Annotated in this window: 16 protein-coding genes; 1 reads left to right on the plus strand and 15 read right to left on the minus strand. The window is 40.0% G+C overall.

The features are described 5' to 3' along the window. Positions 1 to 136 precede the first annotated feature (136 nt). On the minus strand, positions 137 to 1,762 hold the full coding sequence (locus tag M1F55_RS02590; RefSeq protein WP_247947217.1) for a putative polysaccharide biosynthesis protein: 1,626 nt from the start codon (positions 1,760 to 1,762) through the stop codon (positions 137 to 139). A gap of 105 nt (positions 1,763 to 1,867) precedes the next feature. Between M1F55_RS02590 and M1F55_RS02595 the strand changes: the two genes are divergently transcribed. Next, positions 1,868 to 3,313 carry a UDP-N-acetylmuramoyl-L-alanyl-D-glutamate--L-lysine ligase gene (locus tag M1F55_RS02595; RefSeq protein WP_247947218.1) on the plus strand — a complete coding sequence of 482 codons (1,446 nt, stop codon included), beginning with the start codon at positions 1,868 to 1,870 and terminating at the stop codon, positions 3,311 to 3,313. Between the two features lie 45 nt (positions 3,314 to 3,358). On the opposite strand, the gene M1F55_RS02600 is transcribed toward M1F55_RS02595, so the two are convergent. The 14 genes from M1F55_RS02600 to asnS all read right to left on the minus strand — a co-directional run bounded on the left by M1F55_RS02600 (position 3,359) and on the right by asnS (position 20,016). Then, positions 3,359 to 3,550 (minus strand): CsbD family protein, encoded by a 192-nt coding sequence (locus tag M1F55_RS02600; RefSeq protein ID WP_000051182.1) that lies wholly within the window; start codon positions 3,548 to 3,550, stop codon positions 3,359 to 3,361. Positions 3,551 to 3,651: 101 nt separating this feature from the next. Beyond that, on the minus strand, positions 3,652 to 4,302 hold the full coding sequence (locus M1F55_RS02605) for a DUF1803 domain-containing protein (protein ID WP_247947219.1): 651 nt from the start codon (positions 4,300 to 4,302) through the stop codon (positions 3,652 to 3,654). Then, the gene (locus tag M1F55_RS02610) at positions 4,286 to 4,798 is read right to left on the minus strand and encodes a YiiX/YebB-like N1pC/P60 family cysteine hydrolase (protein ID WP_084953298.1); all 513 of its coding nucleotides are present in this window, start codon (positions 4,796 to 4,798) and stop codon (positions 4,286 to 4,288) included. Before M1F55_RS02610 ends, M1F55_RS02605 begins: the two co-directional genes overlap by 17 nt. A gap of 86 nt (positions 4,799 to 4,884) precedes the next feature. Continuing rightward, entirely contained in the window at positions 4,885 to 5,820 is a 936-nt protein-coding gene (locus M1F55_RS02615) for a manganese-dependent inorganic pyrophosphatase (RefSeq protein WP_049547125.1), read from the minus strand. Positions 5,821 to 5,998: 178 nt separating this feature from the next. Then, positions 5,999 to 6,295 carry a GIY-YIG nuclease family protein gene (locus M1F55_RS02620; protein ID WP_247947220.1) on the minus strand — a complete coding sequence of 99 codons (297 nt, stop codon included), beginning with the start codon at positions 6,293 to 6,295 and terminating at the stop codon, positions 5,999 to 6,001. Beyond that, entirely contained in the window at positions 6,285 to 7,034 is a 750-nt protein-coding gene (locus M1F55_RS02625) for a tRNA1(Val) (adenine(37)-N6)-methyltransferase (RefSeq protein WP_143951832.1), read from the minus strand. The genes M1F55_RS02620 and M1F55_RS02625 overlap by 11 nt, the downstream gene beginning before the upstream one ends. A 52-nt stretch (positions 7,035 to 7,086) precedes the next feature. Next, positions 7,087 to 7,449, minus strand: a complete 363-nt coding sequence (locus M1F55_RS02630; protein ID WP_000689605.1) for a S1 RNA-binding domain-containing protein — start codon at positions 7,447 to 7,449, stop codon at positions 7,087 to 7,089. 1 nt (position 7,450) lies between these two features. Beyond that, the gene (locus tag M1F55_RS02635; RefSeq protein ID WP_247947221.1) at positions 7,451 to 8,851 is read right to left on the minus strand and encodes a bifunctional Cof-type HAD-IIB family hydrolase/peptidylprolyl isomerase; all 1,401 of its coding nucleotides are present in this window, start codon (positions 8,849 to 8,851) and stop codon (positions 7,451 to 7,453) included. Positions 8,852 to 8,932: 81 nt separating this feature from the next. After that, positions 8,933 to 9,436 (minus strand): GNAT family N-acetyltransferase, encoded by a 504-nt coding sequence (locus M1F55_RS02640; protein ID WP_004244450.1) that lies wholly within the window; start codon positions 9,434 to 9,436, stop codon positions 8,933 to 8,935. A gap of 173 nt (positions 9,437 to 9,609) precedes the next feature. Further along, positions 9,610 to 9,849, minus strand: coding sequence for a 30S ribosomal protein S18 (gene rpsR / locus M1F55_RS02645; protein ID WP_000068664.1), 240 nt, complete (start codon positions 9,847 to 9,849; stop codon positions 9,610 to 9,612). A gap of 31 nt (positions 9,850 to 9,880) precedes the next feature. Next, positions 9,881 to 10,351, minus strand: coding sequence for a single-stranded DNA-binding protein SsbA (ssbA, locus tag M1F55_RS02650; RefSeq protein ID WP_000609606.1), 471 nt, complete (start codon positions 10,349 to 10,351; stop codon positions 9,881 to 9,883). An 11-nt stretch (positions 10,352 to 10,362) separates the two neighbouring features. Continuing rightward, positions 10,363 to 10,653, minus strand: coding sequence for a 30S ribosomal protein S6 (rpsF, locus tag M1F55_RS02655; protein WP_001151786.1), 291 nt, complete (start codon positions 10,651 to 10,653; stop codon positions 10,363 to 10,365). A 163-nt stretch (positions 10,654 to 10,816) separates the two neighbouring features. Next, a complete protein-coding gene (locus M1F55_RS02660) occupies positions 10,817 to 18,391 on the minus strand; it encodes a Rib/alpha-like domain-containing protein (protein ID WP_247947222.1) in 7,575 nt (2,524 codons plus the stop codon). A gap of 281 nt (positions 18,392 to 18,672) precedes the next feature. Next, a complete protein-coding gene (gene asnS / locus M1F55_RS02665; protein WP_000167160.1) occupies positions 18,673 to 20,016 on the minus strand; it encodes an asparagine--tRNA ligase in 1,344 nt (447 codons plus the stop codon). Positions 20,017 to 20,022 lie beyond the last annotated feature (6 nt).

Raw genomic sequence — 20,022 nt, forward strand, 5'->3', positions numbered from 1 at the left:
TATCAAAAAAGAAAGGACGAAATGTGTCCTTTCTCGATCTTAGCTTTTCTTCAACCCACTACAGTTGACAAAGAGCCGAATAATTTAATCATTCCTTGATAGAAACGTTCAAATTATTCCCTTTATTTATAAAAAATTATTGAGAAATTTTTAATTTTGCTCGCAGGCGATCTGCTTGAGCTTGTCCAATCACCTTGTCCAATAAGCGAGTGCGAAGACTCAAGAATCCGTAAATTCCTCCTCCCATGACACCAACAAGACCTACATAAAGGAAGCTCCACAAACGTCCACTTGGTTGGAAGACAAATCCTAAAATCCACTGCAATGTCCCAACTACTAGAAACATAAAAATAGTTAACAAACTGATTAAAATGGTTCGTTTCAAAATCACCTTGCGCTTAACACCAGTTACCTTGCAAATGTCCCGATACATCAAAACATTAGGAATGATGAGCCCAATTGTTGTAGAAATCAAAGGCCCGTAACTGTGAAACAGAGCGATGGTTGGAAGTTGCAAGACCAGCTTGGCAATGGAACCATAGATAAAATAGAGAACTGCCTTGCGGTTGCGGAACATGGCTTGAAGCATTGGAGACAAGACCATGTACAAGCCTAAAATAGTAGACTGCAAAACTGCAAAGACAAACAAGCCCATAGCCAAACTATCTGGCTTGCCATAGAAGACAGTATAGAGAGGTTCTCCTACCATGACCACTCCAACCGTTGCTGGTAGCAAGAATAAGAAAAGCATAGTGATGCTGTCCTGAACTAGACGAGAAGCCGCCTTCAAGTCCCCCTTAACATAGTTTTCAGTCAAAAGCGGCAAGCCTACACTCCCAATCGAAACCCCAACAGAAATCAAAATCATAGTGATTTTATTAGGATTGGCAGAGAAATAAGAAAACATGACAACCAAGTCTTCATTACTATAGTTGGTAAACCAACTCATACTATTGATAAAGGTCATCTGGTCCAAAATCTGGAAAAGCTGGATAGCAGACCCTGTCAGGATAAAAGGAATGGCTTCCTTAATGGTGTCAACCAAAAGACGCTTGCTGTTTATCTTATCTCCTGTTTCAAGGACTCTTTTAAGTAATCCTTCTTTGGCAAGAAAATAGATCAAAACTGCAAAACTAGCTACCATGCCGACAAAGGCAGCAAAGGTTGATTGGGTAACCGCTGCTAGATAATCTCCTGAGCCCATTTTCATAATCATAAAGGTAGCTAAGAGCATCCAGATAACACGAATGACCTGCTCAGCGATTTGGCTCATGGCATAAGGTTTCAGGTTATTCATCCCTTGGAAGAAGCCTCGGATAACACTCATAGATGGGAAAATCAAGACCGCCCAAGCCAAGCTCTGCATGATTGGGATCAGGTCTTTCCCTACACCCGACAAATCTGCTAGCCAAGGAGCAAAGACATACAAGACTAAAGCAAAAACCAGACCTAGTCCTGTCATAAAGCCTAAAAAGCTCCGAATCAGGGCAAAGCTGTGCTCTTCTTCTCGCATGGTATTATATTTGGCAACTTGCTTGGCAACCGCAACTGGAATCCCTGCTGTTGAAACCAGCAAGAACCAGGCATAGATATTGTAGCCCATGGTAAAGAGACCATTTGCTGTAGCCGCATAAGACCCCATCCAGATATACCAAGGGATGATATAAATGGCACCGAGTAGACGACTGATAAAGTTACTAGCCGTTAGCCAAGCAGTTCCCCGTAACATCTGGGCCTGCTGGTGATTGTTTTCGTTAGACATAGATTCCTCATTTAATTTTAATAACTAGGAAAAATTCCTCATCTTCCATTATAAACTTTTCCTTGTCACTTGTAAATTTACGACTTTCGGTTTACAATAGAAAGTATGATTAAGATTGAAACCGTATTAGATATTTTAAAGAAAGATGGTCTCTTCCGTGAGATTATCGACCAAGGACATTATCACTACAACTACAGCCATGTCGTATTTGACACCATCTGCTATGATAGCCGCAAGGCCAAAGAGAAGAGCCTCTTTTTCGTTAAAGGTGCTGCCTTTAAGAAGGAATTTCTGATTTCTGCCATCTCTCAAGGCCTCGGTTGGTATGTGGCTGAAAAAGACTATGAGGTTGGTATTCCTGCTATCATCGTCAGTGATATCAAGAAAACCATGAGTTTGGTAGCTATGGAATTTTATGGCAATCCACAGAAAAAACTCAAACTCCTTGCCTTTACTGGTACTAAGGGTAAAACAACAGCAGCCTACTTCGCCTATAACATTTTATCTCAAGGGCATCGACCTGCTATGCTCTCGACCATGAATACAACTCTAGATGGCAAGACTTTCTTTAAGTCTGCATTGACAACCCCTGAGAGTATTGACCTCTTTGACATGATGAATCAAGCTGTGCAAAATGACCGTACTCACCTCATCATGGAGGTCTCCAGTCAGGCCTATCTGGTCAAACGTGTCTATGGTCTAACCTTTGATGTGGGAGTTTTCCTCAATATCAGCCCCGACCATATCGGCCCGATTGAACACCCTAGCTTTGAAGACTACTTCTACCACAAACGTCTCTTGATGGAAAATAGCCGAGCAGTTATCATTAACAGTGACATGGACCACTTTTCTGTCTTGAAAGAACAAGTGGCAGATCAAGACCATGATTTCTATGGTAGCCAATCAAATAATCAAATCGAGAATTCCAAAGCCTTTAGTTTTTCAGCTACGGGTAAACTCGCTGGAGATTATGATATTCAACTCATTGGGCACTTCAATCAAGAAAATGCCGTTGCTGCTGGACTTGCTTGTCTCCGTCTCGGAGCTAGTCTTGAGGACATCAAAAAAGGAATCGCTGCTACCCGTGTTCCTGGTCGTATGGAAGTCCTCACCCAGAAAAACGGAGCCAAGGTCTTCATCGACTATGCCCACAATGGTGACAGTCTCAAAAAACTAATCAATGTTGTAGAAACTCATCAAACTGGAAAGATTGCTCTGGTTCTGGGTTCGACAGGAAATAAGGGAGAAAGTCGTCGTAAGGACTTTGGCCTCCTCCTCAATCAACACCCTGAGATTCAAGTCTTTCTGACTGCTGATGACCCCAACTATGAAAACCCAATGGCCATTGCAGACGAAATTAGTAGCTATATCAATCATCCTGTTGAAAAAATTGCGGATCGCCAAGAAGCCATCAAGGCAGCCATGGCTATCACAAATCAAGCATTAGATGCAGTCATTATCGCTGGTAAGGGAGCCGATTGCTACCAAATCGTCCAAGGTAAGAAAGAAGCCTATCCTGGAGATGCAGCCATCGCAGAAAATTATTTATAAGATAGTAAAAAATCAAGGGAAATGAAACCCTTGATTTTTTTATCTTTATTTAAAAGCGTTTTTCAAACCTTCAACGGCACCTTCTACAGCACCTTTAGCATCTTCAACTACTTCTTTTGCCTTAGCAACTGTCTTTTCTACAGCGCCTTCTGCTTCAGTCTTGCCATCTCCAGTAACTTTACCAAATCCTTCTTTGATAGCGCCTGTTGCTTGTTCCAATTTGTTTTCAAGTGACATATGATTGTCTCCTTTAATTTTATTCCGATATGTGTTACCGGTTACATATAGTTTATACCGAATACTAAGGAAAGTCAAACAATGTGCTCAGAAACAAAATTTCACGCTAAGTAGAAAGTTAATCTCTCCTTATCCAAATCGATAGCCAACTCATACTTCCCCTCTTCATTTTGGACAATATAACCTAGGACGACCAAACTATCCACAAAGATATCACGGCGTTTCTGTATAAGCTGGTCTTTTTTGAGGAACTTCAACAAAAAAGTCGTCATATATTTGAGGGCATACTCAGGATTAACATCTCCCAAAATGGCATAGAGTTCCTGCTGTTTTTCTGTCAAAGGATACTGATGTTTTACCTTATAGAAATAATTGGACAGGGTCATTTTTGTTCGTGCAAAGTCCGTCTTTTCAACTAAAATAGCTGCATTGGTTTGATTTCGCAATTCCGTCTCAAAAGTCTGCTCCAACAAGGCTTGATAGATCAGACTATCTTCGCTGACAAAAATCTCTTGATCCAGTTCGAGACTATCAAGTGATTCAAACATGGGAAGATTGAGGTAATAACGCTTATTTTCCCGACGAATCAAGCCAACCTTTATATACTCTTCCATGAGTTTATCAACTGCCACATCTGGAAATTGAGCCTTAATTTCTCGCAAAATAACATCCTCATGCTGGTCCAGATAGCGGATCAATTCTCCAAAAAATGGCTGTCTCGTCAAACGAGATGGATTAAAAATCTGAATCATGAAGATTCCTTTCTTTACATTCTAACAGAGGCGATGCTGCCAACTGACTAGGATTGGTCCCCGGCTGGTTCAAAGGAACAGGCAGACCTAGTTCTCTGTAATACTCTCTCCAAAAATCACTAATCTCCTGCTCCCCATCCCCAAATTTCATGGGAATAGTTTCAAAAATGGGGAGAATTTCTGCTATATACTGGGAACAGTAAAAACCAGCTCCATCTGGATAGAAAGAAGCATTGTAGGGTGCCCCTAGATGTTTGCAAGCTTTTTCCTTCACAGACTGGATATCCATTTCTGGGTAGAAATAGAGGTCGTACAAGTGATTGGACTCAAAGAAGTCTACTGGTTCCTGACAGACAACACCATCCTGTCCACTAGCGTGGTAAATCATCCCATCCAAACAAATCGCAACATGGTTATAGTTGCCTGTGGAAGTCTGGATGGCCTGTCCCATATCTGACTCATCTCTCACAAAAATCAAATCGCCATTTTCTAACATGCTTCACTCCTAGAAAAAAAGGAGCCGAAACTCCTTTCGATATAAGGCAAACTAGCCTTTCCTAATTTGAATTAACACTCAAAATCTTAAGCATTGAAGCTTTCAGTCAATTGAGGTACCACTTGTTTCTTACGTGAAACAGCACCAGCAAGGAAAGCGTGGTTGTTTTCAAGTTTGAAGTTGAAAGCCGCTTCGACCTTGCCTATATTAGCACCAAGTGCTAGGATTTCTGAGTTTGAGTTGACGATATCTGTAATCATCAAGACAAAGTCAGAATAACCATTTGCTGCGTTAGCAGCTTGCATTGCAGCTTCAATTTCTGCTTGACGTTCCAATACTTCAGCGATGTCAACTGTGTTTACTTGAGCAACACGGACATTATTTCCGTTCAATTCAAAAGTCTTAGCATCGATATCAATCAATTCTTCAGCAGATTTGCTTGCCAAGTTGGTACCAGCTTTCAACATAGCCAAACCATACTCTTCTAAGTTTACACCAGCTAATTCAGCCAATTCAGGAGCAATGACTGTATCTGTTGGGTGTGTTGTTGGTGATTTCAAAAGAAGGGTATCTGAAATCAAACCTGAAAGCATCAAACCAGCAATCTCTTTAGGCACAGCTACACCATGTTCTTTGAACATACGGTAAACGATTGAAGACGCTGAACCAACTGGCTCCAAACGCATGTAGAGTGGGCTTGCAGTTTCAAAGTTAGCCACACGGTGGTGGTCTACAACACCGTAAACTTCTACTTCAGCGATATCTGATACAGATTGTTGGAATTCATTGTGGTCAGTCAGGATAACTTGCTCTGCACCTTCTGCTTTAGCAGAAGTGATAACACGCGGTGCTTCTACACCAAAATAGTTCAAGACAAAGGCTGTTTCTTCATTTGGAGTTCCAAGGGCAACAGCTTCCGTATCCAAACCGTAAGCTTCTTTTGCAAGGTAGGCAAAGGCTACAGATGACCCGATGGCATCTGAGTCTGGATTTTGGTGACCAAATACTAGAATCTTAGACATGATAATACCTCATTTTGTTTATTCTCTTTATTGTAGCATTTTTTTCGCTTTTTGACAAAAGTAAGAGGAGTCAAAGGGCTCCTCACAATTCTTCAAAATAACTGATACTCTTCGAAAATCTCTTCAAACCACGTCAGCTTCGCCTTGCCGTACTCAAGTACTGCCTACGGCTAGCTTCCTAGTTTGCTCTTTGATTTTCATTGAGTATAAGCAAATTTCTATCTTGATTTTCAGATAAAAATCTTTCCTTCTGTGGTCTCTTCTTGCGCTTGAGAAAGGCTTCTGCCGACATGGCTTCTTCCTTACTGGCAAAACCTTGAGCATAGATAAGTTTGACTGGCAAGCGTGCTCGTGTATATTTGGCTCCCTTCCCACTATTGTGGACAGCGAGACGTCTTCTCACATCAGTCGTATAGCCTGTATAGTAAGATCCATCACGACACTCCAGCACGTACATATAAGCCTTATGATCCATAATAAATCTCTTCAAGTTCAGGCGTATAAGAGCCATCATCATTGTGGACAATGAGAGGTGGCAAGACCTTAAAGCCACTTGTCGAGCCATCCTTGATAGCCTCAATCAAAAGCATATTGGCTTCTTTTTCCCTCTTTGGATAAACAAACTGCAGGCGCTTAGGCGCTAGATTGTGCCGTTGCAACATGTCCAGAATATCCAAGAGGCGATCAGGACGATGAACCATGGCCAAACGCCCATTAGACTTGAGAATACTCTGGGCACTACGACAGATTTCCTGCAAATTGGTCGTGATTTCGTGGCGCGCCAAGAGATAATGTTCACTCTCGTTCAAGTTGGAATGAGGATCCACCTTGAAATAGGGTGGATTACACAAAATCATATCCACCTTACTTCCCTGGATGTAAGCAGGCATATTTTTCAAATCATCACAGATGACCTCCATCTGCTCTTCTAAACCATTCAGACGGACAGAGCGTTCAGCCATATCCGCCAAACGCTCCTGAATCTCAACAGCCAATATATGTGCTTGAGTACGAGTGCTAGCAAATAGCCCCACTGCTCCATTTCCAGCGCAAAAATCCACTATCAATCCCTTTTTAGGAAAACGTGGAAAACGTGACAAGAGAACACTATCCACCGAATAGCTAAAAACCTCTCTATTTTGAATGATTTTGATATCTGTCGAAAAGAGCTGGTTAATGCGCTCTCCTGATTTTAATAATTGTTCTTCTTCCATGTTCCTATTATAGCAAATTCATATTAACATTACAAAAGATAGAGATTTCTAACTAGTGCTTCTGATTTTTCAAATGTTGGAGGGCTTCCTTGGTCCAAATTGGCATCATTCGTTTAAGAGGAGCAAAGCCATAGTTAAAACGATCGCTTGAAAAGCGTCTCCGTCTTGGAAACTGGTGCTTTTCTTCCTCCAAAGTGCGGATAGAAAGACTGGCTTTCCCTGTAAATTCATCTAAATCCACTACCTGAACCTGAACCTCTTCATCGACTTTCAAGGCTTCTTGGATATTTTCAATAAAGCCTGTCCGAATCTCTGAAATGTGAATCAGCCCCGTATCACCCGTCTCTAGCTCAACAAAGGCTCCGTAGGGCTGAATCCCTGTAATACGACCCTTTAGCTTATCACCGATTTTCATCCTAGTCCTCGATTTCAATTGTTTCAATCACGACATCTTCAACTGGCTTGTCCATAGCCCCTGTCTCAACAGAAGCAATGGCATCCAAAACAGCGTAAGACGCTTCATCAGCTAGCTGACCAAAAACAGTATGACGGCGGTCTAAGTGAGGAGTTCCTCCTTGGTTGGCATAGATTTCCGCAATCGGTTCTGGCCAACCACCACGAGCAATTTCTTTCTTAGAATAAGGCAAATGTTGATTTTGCACGATAAAGAACTGGCTGCCGTTGGTATTTGGACCAGCATTGGCCATAGAAAGGGCACCACGGATATTGTAAAGTTCTTCAGAGAATTCATCCTCAAATGATTCGCCGTAGATTGACTCGCCACCCATACCAGTTCCAGTTGGGTCTCCACCTTGGATCATAAAGTCCTTGATAATACGGTGGAAAATGACACCATCATAGTAGCCATTTTTTGACAGTGCAACAAAGTTAGCCACTGTTTTAGGTGCATGTTCAGGGAAGAGCTTGATATGCAAGTCTCCGTGATTGGTCTTAATAGTCGCGATAGGACCTTCTACTGTTTCAATGTCTACTTGTGGGAAATGCAATTCTTTTTCTACCATACCAAATCCTTCTAAGGCATCGAAAATGCCATCTTCTTCTAATGTTTTTGTAATATAATCTGCTTTTTCTTTGATGTTATCATGAGAAATTCCCATTGCAACGCTGATTCCAGCATAATCAAAGAGTTCCAAGTCGTTGAGTCCATCTCCAAAAACCATGACGTTCTCTGGTTTCAAACCTAGGTGTTCCACAACCTTTTCCACACCCGTCGCTTTGGAGCCTGAAATCGGCACAATATCAGACGAATGTTGATGCCAACGAACCATGCGAAGTTTATCAGAGAGACTGTCAGGCAAGTGCAAGTCATCTCCTTTATCTTCAAAAGTCCACATCTGATAGATATCTTCTTTTTCATGAAAATCAGGATCTACATCTAAATCTGGATAAATTGGATTGATAGCCTCACTAATCATATTGGTGCGAGTCGACAACTTGGCATCATGACTCCCAACCAAACCATACTCAATTCCTTCTTTCTTGGCCCAAGAGATATACTCCTCAACATCTGACTTCTCAATCTTATGTTGATAAATAACCTGACCTTTTTTATCTTCGATATAGGCTCCATTTAAGGTCACAAAAAAGTCAGGCTTGAGCTCACGAATCTCCGGAACGACACCAAAAATCCCTCGTCCAGAAGCAATACCTGTCAAAATTCCTTTCTCACGTAATTGCTTAAAAACAGTTGGGATTGAAGCTGGAATAAAACCTGTCTTTGAATTCCGCAATGTATCATCAATATCAAAAAAGACAATCTTGATCTTCTTTGCCTTGTATCTTAATTTGGCATCCATCTCACTACCTCTTTCAATCTAACTCTTTCCATTATACCATAAAGTAGCTAAATCCCATATCCCCAATAAAATCCTTGTCTCTTATCCGAATTCCTTTACTAGATACAAAACCAAATCATCATTATTTTGGCTAGTTGCATTCATTTCCAAGGGTTGATTTCGATACCAGACACCTGTCCCATCTGGAATGTAGCCCCGTCTGATATACAATCTCTGGGCAGGGCCATAGCCTAAGTGCAAACCCACACCAAGAGTGACCTTACTCGAAACAAACTTGACTCGTTTTTCTGCTTCTTCTAGCAGTTGATTCCCAATCCCTTGATTTCGAAAAGGCTCAAACACATTAAAATCTGATAATTCTGGATAGACTTCTGCAAAAGGACCATGTTTAGCAGAGGGCAAAATGGTAACGTAGCCCGCTACAGCACCATCAATCTCTGCAACTAAGACTTCTCTCTCCCCACTTTCCTGTTCCAGAAAATATCTAGCCAAAATTTCCTCTCTACCAGGCCAACCTTGATTCATAAATCCATGAGATAAGGATTCAATATCAGACTTAATCATATTTCTAATCGTACAATTCATCTTTGACTTACCCACCTTTACTCTTTCTATTACCATTATAGCACGCCAAGGTCAGAAAAAAACTATCTCGTGAAAAAAAGACCCAACCGGGTCTTAATTCGCTTTCTTGTTTTAAAGCTCATGAAAAAGAGGTCCGCCCGGACCTGAAAAAAAGACCCGTCGGGGTCTTTTTTTTAATCTTCGTTTACGAAAGGCATCAAAGCCATTACGCGAGCGCGTTTGATAGCTGTTGTTACTTTACGTTGGTTTTTAGCTGAAGTTCCTGTTACACGACGAGGAAGGATTTTCCCACGTTCTGAAACGAAACGGCTAAGAAGCTCAGTATCTTTGTAATCAACATATTCAATTTTGTTTGCTGCGATGTAATCAACTTTTTTACGGCGTTTGAATCCGCCACGACGTTGTTGAGCCATGTTTTTTCTCCTTTATAATTTTAGTTGTCCATTAGAATGGTAAATCATCATCTGAAATATCCAATGGATTTGTTGCTCCAAATGGATTTTCATCACGTGAAAAGTCTGGTACTGAATTTGTAGGTGCTGAATAGTTTGCAGTTGGTGCAGAGTAAGCTCCACCTGTGTGACCCTCACGCACACTACGGCTTTCCAACATTTGGAAATTCTCAGCCACGACCTCTGTCACGTAGACACGTTGTCCTTGCTGATTATCGTAACTACGAGTCTGGATACGACCTGTCACCCCGATAAGTGAGCCTTTTTTAGCCCAGTTAGCAAGGTTTTCAGCCTGTTGGCGCCACATAACGACATTGATAAAATCAGCCTCACGTTCGCCATTTTGACTCTTAAATGTACGGTTTACTGCAAGAGTAAAAGTCGCAACTGCTACATTTGATGGGGTATAACGCAACTCAGCGTCACGTGTCATACGCCCTACAAGTACAACATTGTTAATCATAGTTTACCTTCTTACGCGTCAGTTTTGACGATCATGTGACGAAGAATGTCAGCGTTGATTTTTGAAAGACGGTCAAACTCTTTAAGAGCTGCATCGTCGTTTGCTTCAACGTTAACGATGTGGTAAAGTCCTTCACGGAAATCTTGGATTTCGTATGCAAGACGACGTTTTTCCCAAGTTTTTGATTCAACAACAGTTGCACCGTTGTCAGTCAAAATAGAGTCAAAACGTGCTACCAAAGCGTTTTTAGCTTCTTCTTCAATGTTTGGACGAATGATATAAAGAATTTCGTATTTAGCCATTGATATGTTCCTCCTTTTGGTCTAATGACCCCAAGACTTTGCAAGGGGTAAGTGAGGTTCGCTCACAATAAACTATTATACTAAAAAACAATTTTTTACGCAAGTAAAAAGACCAAAATAAAAAAAGAAGATGACGAATCATCTTCTCAAAAACTATGAGTTTTTAGTCTTCTTTTTTCTTGCGAGCAAGAAGTCCAAATCCACTTAGGGCTCCAAGAAGTCCAAGCGCTGCGAGGCTAGCGTTAGCTTCTGTACCAGTATTTGGCAATTCCTTCTTGTCATTGGCTTCGGCTGTTTCAACAGCTACTGGTTTAGAATCTGTAGAACTTGTCTGAACTGGAGTAGCTACTGGTTTTTCTGGACTTGTAGGAGTCTCTGGAGAGCTTGGTTGCTCTTGATTGATTGGTTTTTTCACTTTCTTATAGTGATGTAGGGTATTTCCTTTAGTATCCGTTGTTGAATGACTAAATTCATATCCTTCCAACTCTATTGGATTGTGTTTTCCTTCTTTATCTGAAGTAATTCGGTTACCATTTTCATCAAGATATTCCGTTACAATCTGAACAGTTGAATCGCCATTTTGAGAAATCACTCCTCCACCATTTTGTGATTTAGGTGTTACTGTTACAGGAACTTCCACTGTAATAATACGACCATCAGGTAATTTAACTTTTACCTTAACAACTGGTTTTGCTCCAGGTGTTTCAGTTGTTGGAATTTCTCCGACTTCAACAATTTCCCATCCTTCTGGTAAACCTACTTTCTTAATAACATCCTCTTTCGTAATTGGTGTTCCAACTTCCACTACAATAGGAGTTACTTTCGGTGTTACGATGATTGGTACTTCTACTTCAACAATTTCTCCAGTTGGAACTTTAATCTTCACTTTAACGCTTGGTTTCACTCCAGCAGGAATTGTTGTTGGGATTTCTCCTACTTCGACAATTTCCCATCCTGGTTCTTTCGGAAGATCGATATGTCCTTTCACATCGTCTGGTGTGATTGGAGTTCCCTGTGGTACAACAATTTGTCTTACAGTTGGCGTAACGATGACTGGTACATCGACAGTAATCTTACGACCATCTGGTAATTCAATCTCTACTGGAACGACAGGTTTTGTTCCTGGTGTAGTTGTTGTTGGGATTTCTCCTACTTTTGTTACCTTCCATCCATTTGGTAATTCAATATGTTTCTGAACATCTTCTGGCGTAACTGGTGTTCCTACTTGAACTACTACTGGTGTTACTTTTGGTGTTACGATTACCGGAATATTTACAGTAACTCGAATTCCATTTGGTAACTCGATAACAACTGGAATACTTGGTCTTTCACCTGAAATATCTGTTGAAGGTTTGTCACCAATTGAGATAACTTTTGCTCCTTTTGGAATGTGATTTTCAACATCCTCAGTAGTAATTGGATCACCTTGTTTTTTAACAATATCTTCAATAGGAGTTACAGTTACTGGAATTTCTACAGTCACAACTTTACCATTTGGTAATGTAATCGTTACTTTTACAGGATCCTTCTTACCTGGTGTTGTTAAGTCTGGAAGATCTCCTACCTTAACAGTTGCTCCTTCTGGTACTTTGATTTGTTTCAAGATATCTTCTGGAGTCAATTTACCTGTTGTAACTGGAGTCTCGATTTCCTTAACTGGCGTTACATTCACCGGAACATCCACTGTGATAACTTTACCATTTGGTAATTCAACCGTTACCTTAACTGGATCTTTCTTACCTGGTGTTGTCAAGTCTGGAATGTTTTCAACCTTAGTAACCTTACCGCCTTCTGGAATCTTAATTCCTTTTGTGTAATCCTCTGGGGTTAACGGTGTTGTAGTTACTGGTGTTTCAATTTCCTTAACTGGTGTCACTGTTACTGGAACATCCACAGTATAAGATTTACCATTTGGTAATGTAATCGTTACTTTTACAGGAGTTTTTTCACCTGGTGTTGTTAAATCTGGAAGATCTCCTACTTTAGCTGTTGCTCCTTCTGGGATATTTAGACCTTTAGTATAGTCTTCTTCTTTTAATGGCGTATTTGTTACTGGTGTTTCGATTGGTGTTGGTTTTGATTCCACAACTTTAATAGTTGCTGGAACTTCTACTAATACATTACCATTTTTATCTTTTACAACTACAGTAACTGGTTTATCCCCTGGAGTTGTTCCATCATATGGAGTTGTTTGTCCTTCTGGAACTTTGTATTCGAATGTTGAACCTTCTGGATAGTCACTTGGGGTGATACTATCTTCAGCTTTAGGTTTATCTTTATCTTCAGCATTTACTGGAGTTAATTGTTCTTTACCTTGAACGACTTTAATCTTCGCAGGTACTTCTACAATTGGATCACCATCTGAATCTTTCACGACTACAGTAACATCTTTTTCACCTGGTGTTGTTCCATCATATGGAGTTGTTTGTCCTTCTGGAGTCTTATATTCAAACGTTGAACCTTCTGGATAATCATCTGGTGTAATGCTATCTTGTGGTTTTGGTTTCTTATCACCTTCAGCATTCACTGGAACATACTGTGTCTTAGGTTCTACAACAACAATTTTCGCTGGAATTTCTGTAATTGGTTGTCCGTTTAACTTCGCTACAACTGTTACATCTTTTTCGCCCGGAGTTGTTGTATCTACTGGAGTATTATCTTTATATTCAAATGTTGTTCCAGTTGGGAAATCATTTGGATTAATATTTTCTTTTGGATCTGGCTGTTTCTTAGCTGGATCTACTGGGACATATTTAGGATAACTTTCCACTACACGTACTGTAGATGGCACTTCAACCAATACCTTATCCCCTTGTTTCACAACAACAGTAACTTTCTTATCACCTGGTGTAGATGTATCTACTTCTTCTTTGTACTCAAATGTTGCATCATCTGGGTAATCATTCGGATCAATACTATCTTCAGGAGATGGCTGTTTCTTATCTTCATCTACTGGAACGATTTGTGGATTTCCTTGTACGACCTTCACTTTTGTTGGTACTTCAACAAGTTTATCTTCTCCATCTTTTGCAACGACAACTACATCTTTTTCTCCTGGTGTAGTCGTATCTACTGGAGTTTTGTACTCAAATGTTGTTCCATCTGGATATTGTTCTGGATCAATGCTCTTAGATGCATCTGGTTGTGGTTTGCTTGGATCTGCTACTACGTATTGTGTCTTAGGATCTACAACTACTACTTTTGCAGGAACTTCTGCAATTGGTTGACCATTTAGCTTAGCTACAACTGTCACATCTTTTTCACCTGCAGTTGTTGTATCTACTGGTGTCTTATATTCAAATGTTGTACCATCTGGATATTCTCCTGGTGTAACACTATCTTTCGCTTCTGGTTGTTTCTTAGTTGGATCTGCTACTACAAATTGTGGTGTGCTACCTACTACACGTACAGTTGCTGGAACTTCAACAATTGTGTTTCCTTGTGGGTCAAGCACTTCAACAATCACATTCTTATCTCCAGTTGTTGTTACATCGATTGGAGATGTTTGTCCATCTGGAGTCTTATATCTAAATGTAGATCCTTCTGGATAATCTGTCTTATCAATGTTCTTTTCTGGATCTGGTTGTTTGTTGCTTTCATCCACTGGTACGATTTGTGGTACACCTTCAACTACTGTAACTGGCACTTTAACTGTTGTAGTTAATGGTTTATCTTGTCCAGGAACTGTGTACTTAACAGTTACTTCTACTTCAGTATCATCTGTTAATTCAGGAATTGTTACTGGCACTGTATTATCAACAGTAACTGTTGCTCCTTGAGGTAATTTACCTGTAAATGTTCCATCAGCAATTGCTTTTTCAGCTTGAGCTAGTACTTTTTCTTTAGCCTTTTCCTTGTCACTGTTTTTAGCAACTAAAATTTCTTCAGCTTCTGGTTTTGGTAATACTGTTACTGGTACTTTCACTTGTTCTGGATCTTTAATTCCTTCATAAGTTACAGGGACCGTTACTTCTTTCTTACCTGTTGTTTTTGTTAGGTCTTCTGGAATTGCAGGATTACCTTTTGTTCCATCAGTTCCTGGTGTTACTGCATCTTGAACAGTTTTAGCTTCTACTGTATCACCTTCGAATACGACAACGTTACTTGATGTTGAACCTACTACCGTTACTGGTACTGGTACTTCGCTAGTTTTAACTACATTACCATCTTTTACATACTCTACAACTGCTATTGCTGGTGCTTGTTCTCCAGTTGCTGTTGTTGCTGGTACTGTTTCTGCTTTAACTTCTTTAACTCTTACAGTTACACCAGCTGGTAATTTGCCAGTTGGAACTGCATTAGCTGCTTCAACTACTTTCGCTTTAACAATTTCTTCTAATCCAGTACTATCTTTAAGAACTGTTACTCCTGTTGGTTCTACTTTTGGTAAAACAACTACATCAACTTTAGTTTCTACAGGGATTGTTTCAGTTCCTTTTGTATAAGTTACTGTTGCTGGCACTTCTAATGTTTGACCTGCTTTTTTAGCTGTTGTTGGAATATCAGCAATATCATTTTTAGTCGAAGTAAAGCCGTCTACAGCTGTAGGGTTTACTTTTTCTTTCAACTGATCATTTGTTACTGCATCATCTTCAACTGTATACAATTTATTCGTTTCTTGATCTTTTACAGTAATTTTATAAGTAGTTGAATTCACAGCAGTGTCTGCACCTTTATTTGTTCCAGTATCCGTTTCAGTATCTGCAGTAACGACATTTCCGTTACTATCTTTTACTTCAACTTTAACTGTGTAAGTACCAACTTCTGATAATTTAACAGCTGCTGCTTCTGCTGCACTACTATATTCTGTTACTGTTCCTGAAGGAGATGTTAACGTTACTTTTGTAACTGTTGTTTCCTTTTTATTTGGAGCAGTTGTCGCATCATCTTCTCTATCTGTAATTGTTACTGTAGCTGATTTTTGTTTCACTAAGTCTACTGTAGCACCTTTTACTGTAGTATAAGAAGTGGAGCTAATAGATGGAGCATCATTTAATACAGACGCTTTGTCTGAAGAACTTGCTGTTTGCACTACATCGACTGTTCCATTGAACCCAGATGTAGTAGAAATCGTCCATTTATCTCCAGTTTTTGTCGCTGTTACAGTAGAGTTATCATCAGCAGTCCATTTGTCTAGACCTTTATCGTATTTAACCGTTACAACCATTCCTTTATTCGCATCATTAGCTAACTCCGCTGCACTATTTGCAGCATTTTCTTTGTTATAAGTTGTTAATGTACGAGTAGGATCGCTAACAGCTGTTACTTTTCCTGCTGCATTTAAGGTACGAGTATATTCATAAACATTGAATATTGTTTCCCCATTTTTATCAACATCAACGTATAGGTCACGTTTTAACCATGTAGTCGTTCCATCGCTGTTAACTGTTTTCTTCTCAGCGATTTCAGCTGGTAAATCCCAACGACCTGTTGATTTATTAAAGATTGCTGTTACATTTTCTCCAAGTTTAGTTTTTAAAGCTACTTCTGCTCTTGTAAATGTTGCTGTTACATTTTCACTACTTGCAGTTACCTTAATATTATCCGTAGCTGCTTTAGCTGTTGCAGTTGGAAGTACTTTTAGATTGAAAGTTTCGCCAACTGTACCGATTTCATCATTAACATTTACAGCTGTATTTGTAGTTTCTGTAACAACCCATTTCCCATCTTTTGCAACAACTTTTGTATTTGTGCCATCTGGTAATGTAATCGTAGCTTCTGAAGCACCTCTTGAAATTGTAATTGGTACTTCTTTATCATATGCATGTACATTTTTCACAGATACTGCAGGTGAAATTTTAAAGGTAGCATGTGCATATGCTTCATTCGCATTCGTTTCTTTATAGTCTCGTGCATAAATTGAGACACGGTAAATCCCTGCTTCAGTCGGTGTCCCTTTAAATCCATTTTTATTTCGTTCAGTCATGTCATTTGAGGCAATTGTGAAACCGACACCAGGAATTTTAGTGTCATCCCCTGTTAAATCTGTAACAGTACTAGCGCCTGCCCCTGTAGTTCCAGTAATTTTCACTCCAGAAACACCAAGAATTGCACGTCCCACAGTTTCTCTAATCGTTGCTGTACGGTTAAGAGGATTTCCATTTTCATCCGTTAAACTATAAGGAATATCTCTACCATTTGGTGCACCGGCATGGGAAGCTCCAGCATCTCTATATTCTACTGGTACTACAAGTTCTTCTCCTACTTTACCTTCTTTAACGGCATCGTTAATTTCTAACGTAGGTGGCGTCCCATCTTTCCATGCTGTACCACCGTATCTATGTAGATCTAACGGAATTCTTACATTTTTTCCAGTTTTGGTATTAGTAAAAGTAACTGTCGCCACTAGTTTTTGATAGTTAAATGGACTACTATGCGTTACAACCCCTTGTATACTATCCGATTGTTTATCATATACTAATCCCCCAGGCATATTTGATACTGTAAAATCAGAAACAGTCCATCCAGCCTTTTTAGCAGCTTCTGTTACTTCAATACGTTTACTTACATCTTTAATGTATACTTTATCGATTCCTTGTTCATATCCAAGTTTATAGATACTAGAAAGCAGATATTCATATGGTCCATTTCCATAGTAAGTCGCTGCGACTTGACTTGAAATTCTAGTATTATTATATTTTAGTTTTCCACGCCATAGAGGTGCTTCTTCGATAAGTTTTTGAACTTCTGCTGCTGGTAACTTCAAGCCGTAATCAATACGTCCTTTTACATCATTTTCTTTACCATTATATGTATAGTTAGATGGCCCAGGACTTGGTCTTGTACCATCTCTTTGATCAGAGAACACTCTAAACTCTAAATCTGCAGCATCTGCTATTTTCTCTGGAGTATCAACACCTAAATTACCTTCTCCATCATGGTGACTACCAAATGGCATTGTATAGGTATCCCAACCAGTAAAGTTTTCGCGTGATACTGTACTTGTACTTCCGATAATATCTTTTGCTGTTGGTTTTGCTGGATTTGTTGGTGTGATTGTATCACTAGTTCCTGTAGTTGTTGTAGAAGTTGCTGCAGCATCGTTACTAGATGTACCTGTAGCATCATTAGTTGCTGTATCTGCTCTAAATCCCCTTTCCCCATTACCTGGGATAGCTTTCCCATTTCTAGGATCTTGATTTTTATTTTCTTTTTCTTCTTTCTTGTCTGCAGTTGCTTTTGGCATACTTTCAATAACGAAAGCTTGGCTATTCAATTCTTTAGCAACTTTATCTACTTCTGTTTGTGTTGCTTTGTCGTTTGACAGTAGGGCTTGAGCCTTAGCAAGTTCTGTTTTTGCTGCTTCAATAGCTGAGGCAGTCTTTTCAGATACTCCTGCTTTGCCAAGGGCTGTCTCCATACGAGCAATAGCTGCTTCCAATTTGCTTGTATCAGCCTTTGTAACTGGTGCTTCTTCCACTTTTGGTGTTTCGGCTGGTGCTGTTGGTTGTTCTACAGCTGGTGCTGTTGGTTGCTCAGTTGCTGGTGTCGCCACAGTTGATGTAGAAGTTTCAGTTGAAGCTACAGGCTTGGTTGAATCTGCTTGATTTCCAGCATCAGAGTTAACCTGTTCGCTAGTCACTGTAGCTGATGTACCTGGCTCCTGAGCCTGAACAGTCGCTGCCCCACCAAACATCATATAGGCTGCTACAGCTACTGACGCTGCTCCAAAACTATACTTACGGATTGAAAAGCGCTGGACTTTTTGTCCGTGGTACTTGTCCATTCTTGAATACATATTATCTCCTTTTTAAATAAATTTTAGTTGAGGAATTACACCCAAGTATTTAAACAACGCTCCATTCCCAGACTGATTCAGAAAGTAAGATAGCTGCACTTAGGTACTTTATTCCCAACTCACATTATAACATTATTTCAATTAAACTGTCTACGTTTTATATCCAAAATATGTATTTTTCTATATATATATATATATATATATATTAATCTTATTTTTAAGTGATTTCATTTTTAAAAAAAGTAAAAGGCCGATTTGACCTTTTACTTTCATCTCATTATTTAAGGTTTAATACGGTGTAACATACGTGGGAATGGAATAGCTTCACGGATGTGTTTTGTTCCTGCCGCGAAAGTTACCATACGTTCGATACCGATACCAAATCCACCGTGTGGCACAGTACCGTATTTACGAAGGTCAAGGTAGAATTCATACTCAGTACGATCCATGCCAAGTTCATCCATTTTTGCAACAAGAGCATCGTAGTCTTCCTCACGCATAGATCCACCGATGATTTCTCCATAGCCTTCTGGAGCAAGCAAATCTGCACAAAGCACGCGCTCTGGATTTCCAGGAACTGGTTTCATGTAGAAGGCCTTGATGGCTGCTGGGTAGTTCATGACAAATGTTGGCACACCAAAGTGATTTGAGATCCATGTTTCATGTGGTGAACCGAAGTCATCACCATGCTCAAGATGTTCGTAGTCAGCATCTTCATCATTCTCATGCTCTTGCAAGAGGTCAATGGCTTGATCGTAAGTGATACGTTTGAAGGGCTCTGCAATGTAGCGTTTCAAGAGTTCTGTATCACGTTCCAATGTTTCCAAGGCTTGAGGAGCACGGTCAAGAACACCTTGAAGAAGAGCTTTTACATAAGCTTCTTGCAAGTCAAGCGACTCATCATGTGTTAAGTATGAGTACTCAGCATCCATCATCCAGAACTCAGTCAAGTGACGGCGTGTTTTTGATTTTTCAGCACGGAATACGGGACCAAAGTCAAAGACACGACCAAGAGCCATCGCACCTGCCTCTAGATAAAGCTGCCCTGATTGGCTCAAGTAGGCTGGAGTTCCGAAGTAGTCAGTTTCAAAAAGTTCAGTTGAATCTTCTGCCGCGTTTCCTGAAAGGATTGGACTATCAAACTTCATGAAGCCGTTCTTGTCGAAGAACTCATAAGTTGCGTAGATGATAGCGTTACGGATTTGCATCACCGCTACTTGCTTACGGGAGCGTAGCCACAAGTGACGGTTGTCCATCAAGAAATCTGTTCCATGTTCTTTTGGTGTGATTGGGTAGTCTTGAGATTCACCAATCACTTCGATGTCTGTAATGTCCAACTCATAACCAAATTTAGAACGTTCGTCTTCTTTGACAATTCCTGTCACATAAACAGACGTTTCTTGGCTCAAGCGTTTGATAACATCAAACTTCTCAAGCCCCACTTCTTCACCAAATTTCTCTACAAAGTTTGGTTTAAAGGCTACACCTTGGAAAAAGGCTGTTCCATCACGCAATTGCAAGAAGGCAATTTTCCCTTTTCCTGATTTGTTGGCAACCCAAGCTCCAATCGTCACCTCTTGACCAACATAGTCTTTTACATCAATAATCGTTACACGTTTTGTCATTATTTT

The organism is Streptococcus mitis (genome assembly GCF_023109235.1).
GTDB classification, from domain to species: domain Bacteria; phylum Bacillota; class Bacilli; order Lactobacillales; family Streptococcaceae; genus Streptococcus; species Streptococcus mitis_DA.

Coding starts and splice junctions, on each gene's coding strand:
- M1F55_RS02590 (WP_247947217.1), bottom strand. CDS start 1,762: ATGTCTAACGAAAACAATCACCAGCAGGCCCAGATGTTACGGGGAACT.
- M1F55_RS02595 (WP_247947218.1), top strand. CDS start 1,868: ATGATTAAGATTGAAACCGTATTAGATATTTTAAAGAAAGATGGTCTC.
- M1F55_RS02600 (WP_000051182.1), bottom strand. CDS start 3,550: ATGTCACTTGAAAACAAATTGGAACAAGCAACAGGCGCTATCAAAGAA.
- M1F55_RS02605 (WP_247947219.1), bottom strand. CDS start 4,302: ATGATTCAGATTTTTAATCCATCTCGTTTGACGAGACAGCCATTTTTT.
- M1F55_RS02610 (WP_084953298.1), bottom strand. CDS start 4,798: ATGTTAGAAAATGGCGATTTGATTTTTGTGAGAGATGAGTCAGATATG.
- M1F55_RS02615 (WP_049547125.1), bottom strand. CDS start 5,820: ATGTCTAAGATTCTAGTATTTGGTCACCAAAATCCAGACTCAGATGCC.
- M1F55_RS02620 (WP_247947220.1), bottom strand. CDS start 6,295: ATGGATCATAAGGCTTATATGTACGTGCTGGAGTGTCGTGATGGATCT.
- M1F55_RS02625 (WP_143951832.1), bottom strand. CDS start 7,034: ATGGAAGAAGAACAATTATTAAAATCAGGAGAGCGCATTAACCAGCTC.
- M1F55_RS02630 (WP_000689605.1), bottom strand. CDS start 7,449: ATGAAAATCGGTGATAAGCTAAAGGGTCGTATTACAGGGATTCAGCCC.
- M1F55_RS02635 (WP_247947221.1), bottom strand. CDS start 8,851: ATGGATGCCAAATTAAGATACAAGGCAAAGAAGATCAAGATTGTCTTT.
- M1F55_RS02640 (WP_004244450.1), bottom strand. CDS start 9,436: ATGAATTGTACGATTAGAAATATGATTAAGTCTGATATTGAATCCTTA.
- rpsR (WP_000068664.1), bottom strand. CDS start 9,849: ATGGCTCAACAACGTCGTGGCGGATTCAAACGCCGTAAAAAAGTTGAT.
- ssbA (WP_000609606.1), bottom strand. CDS start 10,351: ATGATTAACAATGTTGTACTTGTAGGGCGTATGACACGTGACGCTGAG.
- rpsF (WP_001151786.1), bottom strand. CDS start 10,653: ATGGCTAAATACGAAATTCTTTATATCATTCGTCCAAACATTGAAGAA.
- M1F55_RS02660 (WP_247947222.1), bottom strand. CDS start 18,391: ATGTATTCAAGAATGGACAAGTACCACGGACAAAAAGTCCAGCGCTTT.
- asnS (WP_000167160.1), bottom strand. CDS start 20,016: ATGACAAAACGTGTAACGATTATTGATGTAAAAGACTATGTTGGTCAA.